Consider the following 17372-nt stretch of genomic DNA (forward strand, 5'->3'; position numbering starts at 1 on the left):
TTGAGTCGTAGAGAGCCGGCCAATCCGGCGAAGGAGCGGCACGATGACCACCGTCCAGCTCGACGAGGAGGCGATCTACCACGTCGCCCGCCTCATCACCGATCCCGAGGCGAGAGACGCCTATCTCCGCCAGGTCTGCGGCGATGACGTGGCCCGACGAGATCGCCTCGACGCGCTGCTCCGTGTTTGCGACCTGGAGCCGAGCTTCCTCGAACCCCTCCCGGTCGACGCCACGGCCGAGCTGACCGGCCCAGCCGAGCGGGAAGGTGCGGCCATTGGCCCCTACACGCTGCTGGAGGCCATCGGCGAGGGGGGCATGGGCACCGTCTACATGGCTGATCAGACCGAGCCCGTCCGCCGCCGCGTGGCGTTGAAGGTCATCAAGCCGGGCATGGACACCGAGCAGGTCGTTGCCCGGTTCGAGGCCGAGCGCCAGGCCCTGGCGCAGATGGACCACCCGAATATCGCCAAGGTCCACGACGGCGGGATGACCCCCTCAGGCCGCCCCTACTTCGCCATGGAGCTGGTCCGGGGCCTACCCATCACCGAGTATTGCGACCAGCACGAGCTCTCCATCCCCGAGCGGCTGGAGCTGTTCGTGCTCGTCTGCCGGGCCGTGCAGCACGCCCACCAGAAGGGGGTCATCCACCGCGACCTCAAGCCGTCCAACGTGCTGGTCACCGTCGTCGACGGCGTCGGGGTGCCCAAGGTCATCGACTTCGGCATCGCCAAGGCAACCGGCCAGGCGCTGACCGAGAAGACGCTCTTCACCGGCTTCCACCAGTTCGTCGGCACGCCCCTGTATGTCAGCCCCGAGCAGGCCGAGATGTCGGGCGTCGATGTCGACACCCGCAGCGACATCTACAGCCTGGGCGTGCTGCTCTACGAGCTGCTGACCGGCACGACACCGTTCGACCCGGAGACGCTAAGACAAGCCGCCTTCGATGAGATGCGTCGGATCATCCGCGAGGAGGAGCCTCCGCGCCCCAGCATGCGGCTGAGCTCTCTGGGTGAAACCCTCACGTCCGTCTCGGCCCAGCGCAAGGCCGACCCGAGGCGGCTCGGCGGGTCGATGAAGGGAGAACTCGACTGGCTGGTGATGAAGGCGCTGGAGAAGGACCGCTGTCGGCGCTACGAGACGGCCAACGACTTCGCCGCCGACGTGATGCGGTACCTCACCGACCGGCCGGTCGAGGCGTTCCCGCCGTCAGCTTGGTATCGGTTCACGAAGTTCGCGCGGCGGAACCAACTGGCGATTCTCGCGGGGTCGGTTGTCGTCCTGAGCCTCGTCGCGGGCACCGCCGTCAGCACCTGGCAGGGGTTCCGGGCCGCCGAGGCGGAGCGCCACGCCAACGCCGACCGTCTGCGGGCGGACAAACGCTCTCAACTGGCCCGGCGCGCCGTGGACGAGATGTACGAGCAGGTTGCCGAGAAGTGGCTGGCCGATCAGCCGAATCTGACCGCCCTGCAGCGTGAGTTCCTGGAGAAGGCCCAGGCGATCTACGAGCAACTCGCCGCGGAGCAGGCCGACGACCCGGCGACGAGACTCGATGTCGCGCTCGCCCGCCTGAAGGTCGGTCGGATTGGCATCGCGATGGGCCGTTTCGACGAGGCGGCGGGGACCCTCCGCCGGGCGATCGACGAGTGCCGGGCGCTGGTCGACCGCATCCCCCATGAGCCTCGCTATCGCCACGCGCTCGGTCGTTGCCTGCGACAGCTCGGCTTCCTCCATTCCAGTCTCCAGCAGTATCGCGAGGCCGAGCCGTTCTATCGCCTCGCCATCGGGCAGTTCGAGCGGCTGGCCGCCGAGCATCCCGCGGACCTGGAGTACCGGAAGGACCTGGCGATCGCGTACCAGAACCTCGCTAATTCGACCGACCGGGAGGAGGACTCCAGCCGAGCCGTCGAGCTCTGCGAATCGGTGCTCGCGGAGGCCCCGAAGGACGTCGTCGCTCGGGACACCCTCGCCCTCGCGCTAATGACCAGGGCGGGCATCCTCAAAACCACCCACATCACCGAGGAGAGCGACGCCTCGGTGGATTTACGGTGGCTCGGCGAGGCGGAACGGCTGGACCGGCGCGTCGTGGAACTCCAGGAAGGCCTCCTAGCCGACGGCTCAACCCAGCCGGTCCCGACGCCGTACCTGCGGACCAGCCTGGCCATCACGCTGATCAACCTCCACAACACCCAGCACGCCCTGAATCGGCCCGACGACGCGATCGCCACCATGCGGCGTGCCGAGTCCCTGCTTGAGGACCTCGTAAACGACTACCCCGAGCACCTGGAACACCACCAGACGCTGGCCGGGTGCCTCCTAAATCTCGCGAGCACACTCCACCGGGACGGGCAAGAGGCCGAGGCTGACGAGGCGACCCGTCGCGGCGTCGAACTGGCGGAGTCCATTCTCCGCGAGCATCCGGAGATCAGCCGCAAGCCCTCGCTGGCCTACTACCTTGCCCTTGCGGCCGACCGCTACTCCGTCTCGCCCGACGGGCCGTTCTACGACCCGGCCCGTGCCCTGAAGCTGGCCCGCCGGGCGGTCGAACTCCAGCCCGCCCAGGCCGGCCTCGCCTGGGAATCGCTCGGATGGGCTTCGTACCGAGCGGGGGAGTGGAAGTGCTGCATCGAGTCCCTGGAGAAGCGGGAGAGCTACCCCCGCGAGGGCGACTTCTTCGCCGCGATGGCCCACTGGCGGCTGGACGACGCGGCCAAGGCCCGCGAAGTCTTCGCGCGGGCGGACGCAACGCTGGCGGCCGACGAGAAGCGATCGAAGCCGGGCCGTTACCCCGACGTCGCGATGCGACGCCAAATCCGGGCCGAGGCGGCTGGATTGCTCGGCATCGACCACGGAGAGTCCGACGCCGGACGACCTGTCCCGAAGCCGCAGTGATCTGATCCGACAGAGCGGAGTTTGCTGAGAGCAGGCAGCGGGCGAGTCGCTGCGTTGCCCGGCGGGCGGTCGTGCTGCGCGCCGTGTTGATCCCATAGTCCGAATCTTTGAGGAGCCCTACCCATGACCCGATTCCATTCGTCCGCGCGGCTGACCACCCCCCGCCGTCGTTCCGCCTGCCGCCCTCAGTCCGAGCCGCTCGAAGGCCGTCAGCTCCTGAGCGCTGGTGACCTCGACTTGACGTTCGGTACTGGTGGCTTCGTCGTGACGAGCCCAAGCGTCGAGGGCAAGAAGACAGGCTATACCCAGGATCACGCGAACGCCGCCCAGATCCAAGGCGACGGAAAGATCGTGGTCGCGGGGGACGCCGTCAGACTCGCGACAGGCGGCAGGAGCGACTTCAGTCTAGTGGTCGTCCGCTATTGAGTTGCCGGGTATAGTCGGTGCAGTTTGATCCGGGCATCCGCCGTGGTGAACTGCCACCGAATGCCCACCATCCGCTCGTTGCGGTCCTCCTCCCACGCCGCGACCTCCCGCTTCAGTTCCTCGCTCGACCCGATCCGCCGGTCCAGGCACTGCCTCGCCAGCACCGACAGCTCGATCTCCGCCATGTTCAGCCAACTCCCGTGCTTCGGCGTGTGGTGGATCTCCAACTTCCCGGCGATCCGACGGGCCCGCTCCGGCGGGAACGCCTCGTACAGCGAGGCGATCTTGTGCGTGTTCAGGTTGTCCATCACCAGCACGACCTTCTCCGCCTCCTCGTGCACCTCCTCCACCAGCCAACGCACCACCTCGGCGAAGTCCAACGCCGTCCGACGCTCGGTGACGTGGACCGCACGCCACCCCAGCAGCGGCATCGTCACCATGAACAGGTTGGCCGTCCCGTTGCGGACGTATTCGTGATCGAACCGCTCGAGCCGCCCTGGCGCTGCCGGGATCGGCACGACCGTCTCGCCGATCAGTTGCTTGCTCGCCTCGTCGAGGCAGACCAGCGGTCGCGTCTCGTCGTAGGGCCGGTGGTAGACCTCCAGCACGTCCTCCATCGCCGCCACGAACTCGGCGTTCGCCTCCGGCGGGATGCACCACTGCTGCTTCAGATGCGGCCTCAGTTCGCTTTTTTCAAAGAGCGGCGCACCGTCTCGTCGGAGATCGAGGGGACGATCTCCAACTCGACGAGCTTGTCGGCCAGCAATCGCATCGTCCAGGCCTTGCGGCCGTCGGGGGGCTCCGAGCAGGCCAGGGCGATCAACTTCGCCTCGGCCCGGCCGTCGAGGGCCCGCTGGCGGCTGGGACGGGCCTGCGTCTTGCGGACCAGGGCGGCCTCCAGGCCCTGCTCGACGAACCGCTGGCGGACCCGCTCGATGGTGGCGACAGAGACCTCGACGGCCTCGGCGATGCGGTCGTCGGGCCAGGCGGGCCCGCCCTCGGCGGCATCAGCCTTGAGGAGGATGCGGGCATGGGCCAGTTTCAGAGCGGAGGCCTTGCCGGCGGAGATGAGATCGAGGAGGGCCTGGCGTTCGTCGGCGGTGAGCGTCACGATGTACTTCTTCATGTCGATGCTCCTGAAGCGGTTAGGGCTCCAGGAGAACCGATTGCAGCCCATCCCTCAAGTCGTCAGTGGCCGACCACTAGTGCGGCTGATGACCGACGGGACCCTCGATACCACCTTCGGGAGCGGCGGCAGGGTCAAAACCGACTTCTTCTACGGTAACTCGCTGAACGACATGAAGCTGGACGCTTCGGGCAAGATCGTCGCCATCGGGATGGTCCAGAAGCAAACCACCGTGAAGGTCGGGAAGCAGACGACGACGACCTACTACAGCGACATCGGGCTGGTCCGGTACCTGGCGACGAATGGGTCGCTCGATCCCTCCTTCGGGTCGGGCGGCAAGGTGAGTACTAACATCAGCACCTACGCGACCGGCGACGAGTACAACCGATACGACTCTGCGAGCGCCATGGCAGTCTACGCGACGACCGGCTCGCCTTGGGACGGCAAGATCGTGGTCGTCGGGACGACCAAGACCGACGCCGGGAGCGGCACCACCGGGAACTCCTCACTCCTGCTGCGATATGACTCTTCCGGGAACCTCGACCCGTCCTTCGGACAGGCGGGCGTGATCGTGGGCCGAGTCACCACCGGCCCGGAAGCACTGTACGACGTGGCCATTCAAACGGACGGTAAAATCATCGCCTCCGGACGCTTCAGAAACGCAGACAGTTCGTTCACAACATTCGTCGAGCGCCACGACGATAACGGGAACATTGATCCGACTTTTGGCACGAACGGGGTGGCCATCGTGGCCACCAATGGGCTCGCACTCTCCCCATCGATGGCATTGCAGCCGAACGGCAGTATCGTTGTCACATTCTCTGCTTCCAATGGGGTGGACAATGACGTCGTCTTGGCTCGCCTGACGTCCGCGGGCGCGCTAGACCCCTCACTCGGGGGGACCGGGTTGGTCATCGTAAGCCGGGTTGGCAATGAATACGCGAACGATGTCGCTCTCCAAGGGGACGAGAAGTTTCTCGTCGCGGGTGGACTTGGACCCCAAGGCGGGCCGTCTGACTCGTTCATCGCTCGCTTCAACTCCGACGGTTCTCCCGACCCGGGCTTCGGCAACGGGGGGTTCGCGGTCCAGTCGTCCAGCAACACAGCCGGTTACGACCAGTTCAATGCCCTGGCGATCCAGCCCGGCGGCGAGATCGTGGCCGTCGGGTCGGTCGGCGTCCCGACCCAGGCCGGTAACTGGCAGAATGACTTCTCCATCGTCCGCCTCCAGGGCGACCCCGCCTCGTTGCTCGCCACGGTAGCCGCACCAGCACCCATCGAGCAGTCCCTCACAAGGGCGCAGGCCCGACCCGTTATTGCACAGGCGCTCGCCAATTGGAAGGCTCGCGGAGCCAATACCTCCGTCCTCGGCCATATCGACCTCGCCATCGCCGACCTCGGCGGCAATCGTCTAGGCGAGGAGTCGGGCTCGACGATCACCCTGGACGACAACGCCGCCGGCTGGGGCTGGAACGTCGGCCGGGGCCGAGGGTCACGCGCCGGCCAGATGGACGTGCGTTCGGCCCTCGTCCACGAGGTCGGCCACCTGCTCGGCCACGACCACGACGAGGGGGGCGTGATGGTCGGAGCCCTCGCCCCCGGTGAGCGTCGGCTCCCCGATGGCCGGGCCCTCGCCGATCAACCAACGGCCCTCGCCCCGACGTCCCTCCGGCCGGCGATCGCGGCGCTCCGAAGCCGCGCCAGGAGTCTCCGCGTCGCCGCTCACGGTTGATCCCGGCATCGAACGCGAACCGCGAGACGAACCTCGGCCCCCCCGAGGTTCGTCTCGCGGTCGCCTTCTGCTGGCAACGCAAGGGCGGTTCGGAGCCAGTCTCCCGTCCTCATGGTCCGGCCGAAGGAGGCCGGATGCCTCCGCCCGCCTCGCCCTCCGATCCCCGGCGGCGGGCCGATCATCCCCAATCACACGCACCCGGAGTTCCCCTCGATGCTGAAGATTCGTCGCCCCGCCCTCATCGTCCCGCTGATGGCCCTCGCCGCGGCGCTCGTGCTGACCCCGGCCCGGGCCCAGGTGGTCAAGCCTTTCAAGATCACCGGCAGCGGCGTCGGGCCCGAGGGCTTGCCCGTTCCCGGACAACCCACTCGCCCGCACTGGATCGTCGGCGAGGCCACGCACCTCGGCCGCCATTACGGCGAGGGAACGGTTCAGACCCTCTCGATCGACCCCGTCTCGCCTCCCGGCACCATCACCGGCCGCTTCGGCAGAGGCATCCCCGCCGCCTACTCCTGGCAAGGCGAGGGCAGCCTCACGTTCCGACGAGGACGGTGAGCGGGAACCGCCCGTCGAGTTCACTCGTCGAGTGCCCCCATCCAACTCCCCGACGCCTCGTTCCTCAGGCGAGGGCGGAGGCGTCGAGTCATTTCCCGGGTGTGCTAGTCTCCGCTTCGACGGCCCGGTGAACACCCGTAAGGGTGAAGGTCGTTGTTTTTTCTCCGTTGCTATCGGATCCCCTGCATCAGTTCGACGGCTCGGCGCCGGCGGCGTTCCAGTTCGTCCGCGGTCCCGATGGGCCTCATACCGGTACTACGCCGCAAACCGCCCAGGTGTTTCTTTGGCCAGGATGGAGTCAATAATGCGAGTCTCGCGTCCCTCATGGTGCCGGGGCCGGCCAGCCGGCCGGGGCTGGACGAGGGGGCGCTACACACGGGGGACGGGAGGGAACGTCCGAAGGAGGAGGCATGGGAGTGACCCGGGATGGGACGGGAGGTCGATCCCAGGGCCGGGGGGCTCGCGGATGGCGGTCGACCCGTGGCATGGGGAGGGGAGCCGCACTACGATGGCCCCGGCCCGAGGACCGATCCCAACACCCCGGAAGCCGTCGAGAAAGGGGCCCGCCGTGCCGTGCTCAGCGTCCGTCGTCCTCGCCGTCGCCATCGCCGTCGCACTCGGGACGGGGCCCCCCGTCCCCGTCCCCCGGGAGGGTACCCCGGTGGGAGAGGTGGCGAAGTATTCCTTCTCCGACAGCCGTATTTTCCCCGGCACCGAGCGCGAGTACTGGGTGTACGTGCCCTCGCAGTACGACCCGGGGACGCCGGCCTGCCTGTTCGTCTGCCAGGACGGCATCCGGTTCGAGGCCCCGGCCGCCTTCGACGCCCTGATCGCCGCCGGGGAGATGCCGGTGACGATCGGCGTCTTCGTCATGCACGGCAAGGTGCCGCCGCCGACCGGGGACGCCCTGCCTCGCTTCAACCGCAGCGTCGAGTACGACGGGCTCGGCGACGACTATGCGCGCTTCCTCATCGAGGAACTCTTGCCCGACGTGGAATCGAAGACCGCCGCCGACGGCCGGCCGATCCGGATTTCGAGGGACCCGAACGACCGGGCCATCGGTGGGGCGAGCAGCGGGGCGATCTGCGCCTTCACGGCCGCCTGGGAGCGGCCCGATTCCTTCCGGAGGGTCTTCAGCGCGATCGGCACCTACGTCGGCCTCCGGGGGGGCGATGATTACCCCACGTTGATCCGGAAGGTCGAGCCGAAGCCGATCCGGGTCTTCCTCGAGGACGGATCGGGCGACCTGGACATCTACGGCGGCGACTGGTGGATGGCGAATCAGGAGATGGAGCGGGCCCTCGCCTTCTCCGGCTACGAGGTCGAGCACGCCTGGGGGGAAGGCGGGCACGACTCCCGGCACGCCACCGAGATCTTCCCCGAGGCCATGCGGTGGCTCTGGGCGGACTGGCCACGGCCGGTCGGGGCCGGGCCCGGTTCGCCGCAATTGCAGGAGATCCTCATCCCCGAGGAGGGCTGGCAGCTCGTGGCCGATGGCTACCGGTCCGCAGGGGGCCCGGCCGCCAACGACCGGGGCGAGGTTTACTTCAATGACATCCCGGATTCGAAGACCTACAAGATCAACCTCGACGGCTCCGTGGTCGAGCACCTCGACGACTCGAAGGGGGCCGACGGCCAGGCGTTCGTCCCGGGCGGGAGGCGCCTCGTGGTCGCCACCGAAACCGGGCAGGTGCTGTCCTACGACGAGTCCGGGGAGGCGTCGGTGATCGCCGAGGGGTTCCGAGGGGGCGACCTGGTCGCGACCCCCGGGGGAGGGGTCTACGTCACCGACCCGACCCGGGGCGGCGGCGAGCCGGGCAAAATCTGGTTCATCCCCCCGGATGGGGGGCCGAGGGTGGTGGACACCGGCCCGGGCTCCCCGAGCGGCGTGGCCCTCTCCCCCGACCGGACGCTACTCTACGTCGCCGACGCGGGGAGCCGCTGGGTTTCCAGTCATCGGATCCGGGCCGACGGTTCGTTGGAGTACACGCAGAAGTATTTTCATCTGCACGTCCCTGATTCCATCGAGGACGGCGGGGGCGACGGCCTGGCCGTCGACCGGGACGGCCGGCTCTACGTCGCCTCCCGGATGGGGTTGCAGGTCTGCGACCAGGCCGGGAGGGTCAACGCCATCATCCCGACGCCCGGTGCCTGGCCGACCGGCGTCTGCTTCGGCGGGCCCGGGTTCGATACCCTGTTCGTCACCTGCGGCGACGCGGTCTACCGGCGCAAGGTCAGGGCCCGGGGCCTGACGCCCTCCGGGCCGCCGATCACGCCGGAGGCACCCCGGCTCTGATCGCCCGGCCGCGCCCTCACCGCCGGGCGTGATCCCGGGAGTCGACCCGGGCGATCAGGGCCTCGATCTCCTCCGCCCCGGCGGGCTTGACGAGGAAGTGATCGATGCCGGCCCCCAGGGCCCGGTCCCGGACGTCCCGGCCGTCCTGGCCGCTGAGGGCGATGAACAAGGCGTCGGCGAGCCCCCCGGAGGCCCGGAGGCGTCGGGCGAGGTCGAGGCCGTCGATGTCGGGCAAACCGAGGTCGAGCACGACGAAGTCCGGGGGGTGCTCCCGGCAAACCCTGAGGGCCGACCGGCCGTCCGGGGCGGCTCGGATGTCGAAGCCGGACATCCGGAGCAGGTGGACGAGGACGCGTCGGGCGTCCTCGCCGTCCTCGACGAGGAGAATGCGCCTGCCCCGGCCGGGGCAGGGGGCCGGTGGCGGGGGCTCGGTGGCGGGGCGTCGGAGGGCGGATCCGAGGAGCATGACGAGTTGCCCGCCGTCGATCGGCTTGGCGAGGTGGTCGTCGAAGCCGGCGTCGAGGATCCGTTCGCGGTCCCCCTGCATGGCGTGGGCGGTCAGGGCGATGATCGGGCGGTCGAAGCCGATCGCCCGGAGCCGTGAGACGGTCTCGAGGCCATCCATGACCGGCATCTGCACGTCGAGGACGATCGCGTCGATGGGCCGGGCCTCCCGGTCTGCCCGGTCGACGGCCTCGAGGGCCTGTCGCCCGTCCGGGGCGTCGAGCACCTCGACCCCGGCCCGCTCGAGGTGGTGCCGGGCCACCAGGCGGATCTCCGGGAGGTCGTCGACCACCAGGATCCTGCCCTCGAGGCGGGGAGGAAGGTCGGCCTTCGCGTCGGGCCGGGACGGCGGGCGCTCCGCGTCCCCGGGCTCGACCATCGGCTCCCCCCGCATGGGGGGCGAGGTGACGGAGAACGAGAAGGTGCTGCCCCGTCCCGGGGCGCTGTCGACGGCGATCTCGCCGCCGAGCATCTCGACCAGCCTCCTGCAGATCACCAGGCCCAGCCCGGTGCCGCCGAAGCGTCGGGTCATGGTACCGTCGGCCTGGGTGAAGGGGCGGAAGAGGCCCGCCTGCTGCTCGGGGGTCAGGCCGATCCCGGAGTCCTCGACCTCGAAGACCAGCCGACCCGGCCCGGGCTCGAAGCGGACGACGACCCGGACGAGCCCCGACTCGGTGAACTTGATGGCGTTGCCGACGAGGTTGATGAGGATCTGGCGGAGCCGGGTCGGGTCGCTCTCGATGGCCCGGGGGATCGGGCCGTCGTAGCGGACCTCCAGCGGCAGCCCCTTCTCCCGGGCCCGGACGTCCATCAGCGACCGGACCTCCTCCACGATCCGAGCCGGTTCGATGCGCTCGGGCTGGATCTCCAGCTTGCCGGCCTCGATCTTGGAGAGGTCGAGGATGTCGTTGATGACCTGGATCAGGAACCGGCCGTTGCGGCGGATCGTCTCGACGCAGTCCTGGTCCTCCGGGCCTCGGAGGCGGCTGGCGAGGATGTCGGCGTAGCCGAGGATGGCGGTCATCGGCGTTCTGATCTCGTGGCTCATGTTGGCCAGGAACTCGCTCTTGGCCCGGCTGGCGGCCTCGGCGTGCCGCTTGGAGTCGAGCAGCGCCTGCTCGGCCTGCTTGCGGTCGGTGGTGTCCCGGCCGACGCAGTAGATGAGCCCCTCGGCGGCGTAGGGGGCCGTGGTCCAGGCGATCCAGCGGTCGGAGCCGTCCTTGCAGCGGAGCCGGTGCTCGAAGGCGTCCAGGGGCCTCCCCTCGGCCAGTTCGGCGATGGCCCCCCGGGAGCGTTCGAGGTCGTCGGGGTGGACGATCTCGAGGAACGGCCTCGCCACCAATTCCGCCTCGGACCATCCCAGGATCCGGCCGAATGCCGGGTTGACGCGCTTCCAGGTGCCGTCGGCGATGGAGGCGATGGCGATCAGGTCCACCGACAGCTCGAAGAAGCGGTCGCGCTCCAGCTCGGCCCGCTTCCGGGTGCTGATGTCATTGAAGAGCAGGGCGACCCGGCGATCCCCCGGCTCCCCGATGCGGAAGGCGTCGACCTCGAACCAGCGTCCCATCGCCGGGGACTCGTCGATGAAGCGCTCCGCCTCCCCCGAGGCGGCGACCCGGCCGTAGGTTTCCGGCCAGCGGTCCTCCAGGTCGGGGACGAGCTGCCGGGCGGTCTTGCCCCGGGTGTCGGCCAGCCCGGTGTGCCTGACGAAGGCGGGGTTGGTGACGAGGAAGCGATAGTCGACGCCGCGGCCCGAGTCGTCGAAGATCATCTCGATGATGCAGAAGCCCTCGTCGATGGACTCGAACAGGGTCCGATAGCGCGCCTCGCTCTCGCGGAGGGCCGCCTCGGACCGGGCCCGCTCGACGGCGGCCCAGGTGCGCTCGGAGACCTCCTCGATGGCGGTGATCTCCCCCTCGTCCCACTCGTGCGCCTCCCGGTGGTGGACGACCAGCAGCGCCACCAGCCGGCCGCGCTTGATCAGGGGGACGATCATGTAGGAGCCGACCCCGAGCGCGGCGGTGACCGCCCGCCCGCCCGGGCTCAGCCGGGGGTCGTTCATGACGTCCGGGAGGATCAGCGTCCGGCCGGCCCGGAATTCGTCCATCGCCGTCGGTCCGAAGTCGTCGAGCCGGTGGCGGCCGGCGACGCTCGGGACCCCGTCGCAGTACTCCTCCCGGACGAGGCCATACTCGCCCTCGCCCTCCACCTCCGCGTAGTGGACCCGGCAGGCCCCCAGGTGCTCGCCGAGGATCCGGCAGGCCTCGGACTGGATGGCGAGCGGGTCTCCCAGGGGCCGCAGCGCATCGTTGAGCCGGACGAGCAGCACCTGTCGGCGTTCGCCGAGGCGGAGGGCGTGCTCGGCGGCCCGTCGGCGGTCCAGCTCGTCCCGGATCTGGTACTGGCGCTGCCGGGTGCGGAGGGCCGAACGGACGACGCTGATCAGGGTGGCCGAGTGGACCGGACGCTCCAGCAGGACCGCCTGCGAGGACCGGCCCGAATCCTGGAGGAAGGACCACCCGGGCCCGAACGGCCGACCCTGGGCCGCCATCACGACGATCGGCAGGTCGGACCAGGCCTGCTGGCCGTCCAGGGCCTCCGCCAACGCGTCCCGGGACCCGGGGCCGAGGGCCTCGTCGGCGACGAGCACGGCCCCGGCCCCCCGCCGGATCCCCTCGACCAAAGCCTTCGCGTCCCCGCAGCAGACCGACCGGATTCCGCCGGCCTCCAAGGCCCTCCCGAGCACCGAGGCGTCCTGCCCGGTGGGGGCGAGGATGAGGACCCGGCTCCCGGTCTCATCGGCCATCGGTGCCGTCCCCCCGGTCGGTGCCGGGCGGTTCGAGGGTCCGGGCGACGTAGTCGGGGCAGCCGGTGAGCACGCCCCGGAACGCCAGCAGCGGCTCGCCGATGGCGATCCCGCCGGCGCCGACCCGCAGTTCCCGAATGGTCGTCTCGTGGGCCGAGGTGCGGTGCTTGTACACCGAGATCGCCTTGCGGATCGCCCCGGCGTGCTCGAAGTGGCGGAACAGCAGCACGCTGTCGGCGATGTAGCTGACGTCGAACTCCTGCGGGGTGAGCATCGAACCGATGCCGTGCTGGGCCAGCACGTACAGCGAGGCGACGCCCTGCTGGTTGAGGAAGCACGACAGCTCATGCAGGTAGACCGTCAGGAACCGCTCCTCGGGCATGGCCTGGGAGTATCCGTTGAGGCTGTCGATGACCACCAGTCGGACGCCCCGGTCCTCCACCGACTGGCGGACGAGGTGACTGAATTCGCCGGGGGTCAACTCGGAGGGGTCGACCTGCCGGATCTCGACGAGCCCCTCGTCGACGAGCCGTCGCAGCGGCAGGCCGACCCCCTCGGACCGCTGCTCCAGGGTCTGGATGCGCTCGTCGAAGAGGTACAGGGCGCTGCGTTCCCCCCGGTCGGCGGCGGCGACGGCGTAGTGCGTGGCGATCAGCGACTTGCCCGTGCCGGCCTGACCGAGCAGCAGGGTGCTGGTGCCCCGGTCGATGCCGCCGCCGAGCATGGCGTCCAGAGCCGGCAGGCCGCTGCTGATCCGCTCGGGTTCGAATCGCTGGCGGTGCTCGGCGGCCACGAGCCGGGGATAGACGACCAGGCCCCCCCGGCGGATTTTGTAGTCGTGGTAGCCGGTGGCGAAGCCCTGGCCCCGGATCTTGGCGACCCGGAGCCGACGCCGATCGGGCCCGTAGGCCGGGGTGGTCGAGTCCAGCTCGATCGTCCCGCCGACGATGCTCTTGATCGCCGGCCGGTCGCCCTCCGGGATCTCGACGAGCAGGGCGGTGCACCGGGAGTCCCGGAAGTGGTCCTGGAGCATCCGGAGCTGCCGTCGATACCAGCGGTCTTCCCGGGCCATGGCGCGGAGCTCGGCCAGCGAGTCGATCACCAGGCGGTCGGGCTTGAGGGCGTCCACCACCTCGAGCATGGCCTCCACCGTGCGGGGCAGCTCGACCTCGGCGGGGTGGAGCATCGTCTGCTCGACCTCGGCCGACCCCGAATCCCGGCCGTCGTGCAGGTGGACGCCGATGCCGTCGAGCGACCAGCCGTGGCCCCGGGCGATCGCTGCGAGCGTCTGCCGGGTCTCGGAGGTGCCGACGTAGAGGGCCGACTCGCCGAGCCTCAGGCCCTCCAGCAGGAATTGCAGGCCCAGGGTCGTCTTCCCCGAGCCGCTGGCCCCCTGGACCAGGTAGACGTTCTCCCTCGGCAGCCCGCCGCCGAGGACTTGGTCGAGGCCCTCGACGCCGGTGGTCGCCCATTCGACTTGCATGGGGCAGGCTCGCAAGGCCCGGCGCCCCAGTGCCACGATCGGGCCCCGGGCTCGCCTCCTGATCGAGGATCTCACACTTGAACAGCACGCCCATCATACCGTCCCGGGCCCCGAGATGCGATCAGGCCGCGGCCCCCGGGGCCGTACGCCCGGGGGCCGTCGGGGCGGGCAGCGCGGCCCGGCCGCCCCGCCATTCGTCCGCCCGGGCCGACCCCGTCGGACTCGACGAGGCGGAGGCCCTCGCCCGATCGCGACGCCCCGGCCGTGGACTTCCCTCGACCGACCTGGGAGGCTGGAGGCCACCGCCACGATGACCCACGTCGACCGCCTGGAGGTGGCCATGCTCCGACGCGACCTGAATCTCGGAATCATCCTCGCACTCGGCCTGTCGACCGGGCGGTCTCGGGCCCGGGACGCGACGGACTGGCGGGAAATCCGATACCGGGAGGGCACGCGGGCGATGCCCAATCCCGAACGCGGCTTCTACGCGCCTCGGATGAGCGACCGCATGGACCGGCTCGGTGGCCTCCGAGAGCGTGGGATCACCCTGCTGCTGGTCGAGATCGACCTGAAGCCTTTCAAGGACAGCGACCTCACCCCGGCGAAGCTCGACGAGGTGCGGGCCGCGTTCGACGCGACCCGGCGGCACGGGCTCAAGGCGATCGTCCGGGCCGCCTACGGCTTCACCGGGCGCGACTACCGGGCCGACCCGGAGGACATGGGCCGCATCCTCGGCCATATCCGCCAGCTCGGCGAGACCTACCGGGAGCATCGAGACGTGCTCTACGCCGTCCAGGCGGGGTTCCTCGGGCCCTGGGGGGAGTGGCACGGGTCGAACTGGGGGGATCCGCCGTCGCTGGAGGCGAGGCGGGCCGTGCTCTTCGGCCTGCTCGACGTCGTGCCGGATCCGATCTGCGTCCAGGTACGGCGGCCGATGTTCATCCGGGACATCTTCGCCGACGAGCCGGGAGGGTCAGAGCTGGCCGATGCGGCCGCCCACGGCGGCACTCGGCTTTCCCGAACCGGCTGGCACAACGACGCCCTGCTGAGCCCGCCGACCGACATGGGGACCTACGCCCAGCCCGGCTGGGACCGCGATCGGGAGCTGCGCTGGTGCGACTCTCACGGCCGACACACTCCCTTCGGCGGCGAGACGGTCCCCTCGTCGTCGGGGACGCCGATCGATCGGGTCGTCGAGGAGCTGGGGCTGCTGCACGCGTGCTACCTCAACAGCGCCTATCACCGCGGGACACTCGACGGCTGGCGGGAGGCGGAGTATCGGGGCGGCAGCGGCTTCGAGCACATCGAGCGACGACTGGGCTACCGCCTCGTGGCGGAACGGCTGAGGCACTCGACGATCGCCGAGCCGGGCGGCGAGCTTCGGGTGGAGCTGGAGCTGCGCAACGTGGGCTTCGCGTCGCCCCACCTGCCACGGGAGGTGGCCCTGATCCTCGATCGGGGGGATCGGGCTTACCGGTTAGTCCTGGAGGACGTTGACCCTCGACGATGGGACCCTGAGGTCGGCACCGTGACGCTGAGGGGGGAGGTCCCGATTTCGGCCGATGCACCTCCCGGGAAGTGGCGGTTGGGCCTGCACCTGGCAGACCCGTCGCCCCGGTTGCGAGACGACGGGCGGTACGCGATCCGGCTGGCCGGCGAGGGGATCGGCTTCGAGGAATCGGCCGGGTGGAACGTGCTGGCCGACGACCTGGAAATCCGGTAGCGGGGGGCCGGGGCCGCCGGGCCGATGGGGCGGTAGGCAGGGGATCGGGGCGGCCTACGCTCACTCGGCGGCGAACTCCTCGCGGATGAACGCGGCGACCTCGTCCCAGCGGGCCGCGGCGGCCTCGAAGTCGACCTCCATTGCCTTGATCGTCTTCGGCGTCTCGACCCGGGCCGACGCCTCAGTCGTCGTCAGCAGCGGGATTTGGGCGCTGGGGCTCGCGGCGAGCGTGGCTTCGACCTCCGGGCTGATGATGGCACTGGCGAGCGCCTCGGCCGCCCCGGGGTTCGGCCCCCCCTTGATCATGGCCAACGTGTTGGGGATGAACAGGGTGCCGGGCTCGCCCTCGCCCTGGTCGGGGTAGACGATCGCGACCGGGGCCCCCTGCTGCTCGATCATCACCATCGCGTCGTCGGTGTCGGTCATGCCGAAGGCGAGGCGGCCGGAGGCGACATCCTGGGCGACCTGCTTGTTCCCCGAGAGGATCCGCACGTCGTTGGCCTCCAGGTCCCGAAAGTATCGCTTCGCCTCTTCGTCGCCCAAGGCGACGAAGAGGCAGGCGGCGTGCGAGGCGGTCGTGCCGAAGAGGGGCTTGGCGATGCCGGCCTTGCCCTTCCACCTCGGGTCGGCCAAGTCTCGGATGCTCGTCGGCCGATCGGCCTCGGGCACCAGGTCGGTGTTGACGATCAGGATTCGAGCCCGGCCGGCGAAGCCGTACCAGGTGCCGTCCCCGGCCTTGTACTGGTCGGGGATCGCGTCGGCGTGCTCGGGGGTGAAGGGGGCGAGCAACCCTTCGCGTTGCAGGCGGAGGGTGTTGAGGATCTCATTGTTCCAGAACAGGTCGGCCCGGGGACGGCCCGCCTCGGCAATGATGGCGTTGGTCAGGCCGACGGTCTTGGTGCTCTCGACGTCGTACTTGGCGTCGACGGTCGTTCCGGCCTCCTGCTCGTACCGATCCAGGATCGGCTCGGAGAACTCTCTGTCGAGCGCCGTGTAGACGACGACCCGGCCGCCGCCCCCGCCGGGTCCTGCTCCCGGTTCGGCGGCATCCCGGGCACATCCGGCGAGCAGGGTGAGCAGGGATGCGGCCAGCCGTCGTCTCGTCGAGTCGGTCATCGTGGCATCTCCGGATCGGTCGCCCGCGTTGGCCGTCCGCACCGTGCGGATGGCGGGCGGGGTCGGGGCTAGCGGGTGGTCGCACCGGGGTCGGGACGAGGTCGAGGGGCCCGAACCCGTGTCCCGGAGGCCCTTGCCGGCGCGCGACGCCTTGACTCCGGGAGTCTTAAGGATACCGTTGGGGCGGCCGGTGATTCGATTCATCGCTCGATCGGGTCCTCGGGACGTGGAGTCGCGGATGAGGACGTGCCATCGCCTGATCCAACCCGTGCTCGATTCGTACCGGTGGGCCATCCTCGTGCTGGTCGCGTTGCTCGCCTCGGGCTGCGGCGGAGATGATGCCCCGGGCCCGGCTTCGGAGCTGAGGCCGGTCTCGGGCCTGGTGCTCGTCGGGGGCAAGCCGGCCGCGGGGGTCGACGTCCAGCTCCATCCGCTGAATCGATCCAACGATGCCGACGCGCCGAGGCCATACGGCTCGACCGACGCCGAAGGCCGGTTCCGACTCCGCCTGGGCGAGGCCGAGGAGGGGGCGCCGGCCGGCCAGTATACCGTGACCCTCTCCTGGCCGGCCGGCGTGGGCGGGGCGGACCGGCTCGGCAGCGCCTTCGCCGAGCCCGGTGGTTCCGGTCTCGTCGCCGTCATCGAGGAGGGGACGACCGAACTGCCCCCCTTCGAGGTCGGCGACGCGGGACGAATGGGCCGCTCGCCCTGAGCG

The 17372-nt window shown here is 69.9% G+C and carries 11 protein-coding genes; 7 read left to right on the top strand and 4 right to left on the bottom strand.

Translation table 11 applies throughout. From position 1 onward, the window contains the following. Positions 1-43 precede the first annotated feature (43 nt). Together ElP_RS40355 and ElP_RS36245 are read left to right on the top strand one after the other, a co-directional pair. Positions 44-2890, top strand: coding sequence for a protein kinase domain-containing protein (locus ElP_RS40355; RefSeq protein ID WP_231749939.1), 2847 nt, complete (start codon positions 44-46; stop codon positions 2888-2890). A gap of 123 nt (positions 2891-3013) precedes the next feature. Next, positions 3014-3316: a hypothetical protein gene (locus ElP_RS36245; protein ID WP_145279699.1), complete on the top strand. Its 303-nt coding sequence runs from the start codon at positions 3014-3016 to the stop codon at positions 3314-3316. Here ElP_RS36245 and ElP_RS36250 read toward each other — a convergent pair. Further along, positions 3310-4442 (bottom strand): IS630 family transposase gene (locus tag ElP_RS36250; protein WP_145268065.1). Its coding sequence is split into 2 segments (ribosomal slippage): positions 3310-4004 and positions 4004-4442, totalling 1134 coding nucleotides; the frame shifts between segments, so codons are not numbered across the junction. The genes ElP_RS36245 and ElP_RS36250 overlap by 7 nt on opposite strands. On the opposite strand from ElP_RS36250, the gene ElP_RS36255 reads away from it, so the two are divergent. The 3 genes from ElP_RS36255 (at position 4429) to ElP_RS36265 (ending at position 9025) form a co-directional block, all read left to right on the top strand. After that, positions 4429-6174 (top strand): hypothetical protein, encoded by a 1746-nt coding sequence (locus ElP_RS36255; RefSeq protein ID WP_197447218.1) that lies wholly within the window; start codon positions 4429-4431, stop codon positions 6172-6174. The two genes, ElP_RS36250 and ElP_RS36255, sit on opposite strands and share 14 nt — an antisense overlap. 213 nt (positions 6175-6387) lie before the next feature. Then, the gene (locus ElP_RS36260; protein WP_145279701.1) at positions 6388-6729 is read left to right on the top strand and encodes a hypothetical protein; all 342 of its coding nucleotides are present in this window, start codon (positions 6388-6390) and stop codon (positions 6727-6729) included. A gap of 661 nt (positions 6730-7390) precedes the next feature. Further along, positions 7391-9025 (top strand): SMP-30/gluconolactonase/LRE family protein, encoded by a 1635-nt coding sequence (locus ElP_RS36265; protein WP_231749940.1) that lies wholly within the window; start codon positions 7391-7393, stop codon positions 9023-9025. A 16-nt stretch (positions 9026-9041) separates the two neighbouring features. Here the strand turns inward: ElP_RS36265 and ElP_RS36270 are convergent, their stop codons facing one another. Further along, complete coding sequence (locus tag ElP_RS36270) at positions 9042-12335, bottom strand: response regulator (protein ID WP_145279703.1); 3294 nt, start codon at positions 12333-12335, stop codon at positions 9042-9044. Beyond that, the gene (locus ElP_RS36275; RefSeq protein ID WP_231749941.1) at positions 12325-13818 is read right to left on the bottom strand and encodes an ATPase domain-containing protein; all 1494 of its coding nucleotides are present in this window, start codon (positions 13816-13818) and stop codon (positions 12325-12327) included. Before ElP_RS36275 ends, ElP_RS36270 begins: the two co-directional genes overlap by 11 nt. A 310-nt stretch (positions 13819-14128) precedes the next feature. Here ElP_RS36275 and ElP_RS36280 point away from each other — a divergent pair, with 310 nt between their 5' ends. Next, positions 14129-15541, top strand: a complete 1413-nt coding sequence (locus ElP_RS36280; RefSeq protein WP_145279705.1) for a DUF4832 domain-containing protein — start codon at positions 14129-14131, stop codon at positions 15539-15541. Between the two features lie 60 nt (positions 15542-15601). Here the strand turns inward: ElP_RS36280 and ElP_RS36285 are convergent, their stop codons facing one another. Beyond that, complete coding sequence (locus ElP_RS36285) at positions 15602-16657, bottom strand: extracellular solute-binding protein (RefSeq protein WP_145279706.1); 1056 nt, start codon at positions 16655-16657, stop codon at positions 15602-15604. A 238-nt stretch (positions 16658-16895) separates the two neighbouring features. Here ElP_RS36285 and ElP_RS36290 point away from each other — a divergent pair, with 238 nt between their 5' ends. Further along, positions 16896-17369 (top strand): DUF4198 domain-containing protein, encoded by a 474-nt coding sequence (locus tag ElP_RS36290; protein WP_145279707.1) that lies wholly within the window; start codon positions 16896-16898, stop codon positions 17367-17369. Positions 17370-17372: the final 3 nt, after the last annotated feature.

Source organism: Tautonia plasticadhaerens (assembly GCF_007752535.1).
Taxonomy (GTDB): Bacteria; Planctomycetota; Planctomycetia; order Isosphaerales; family Isosphaeraceae; genus Tautonia; species Tautonia plasticadhaerens.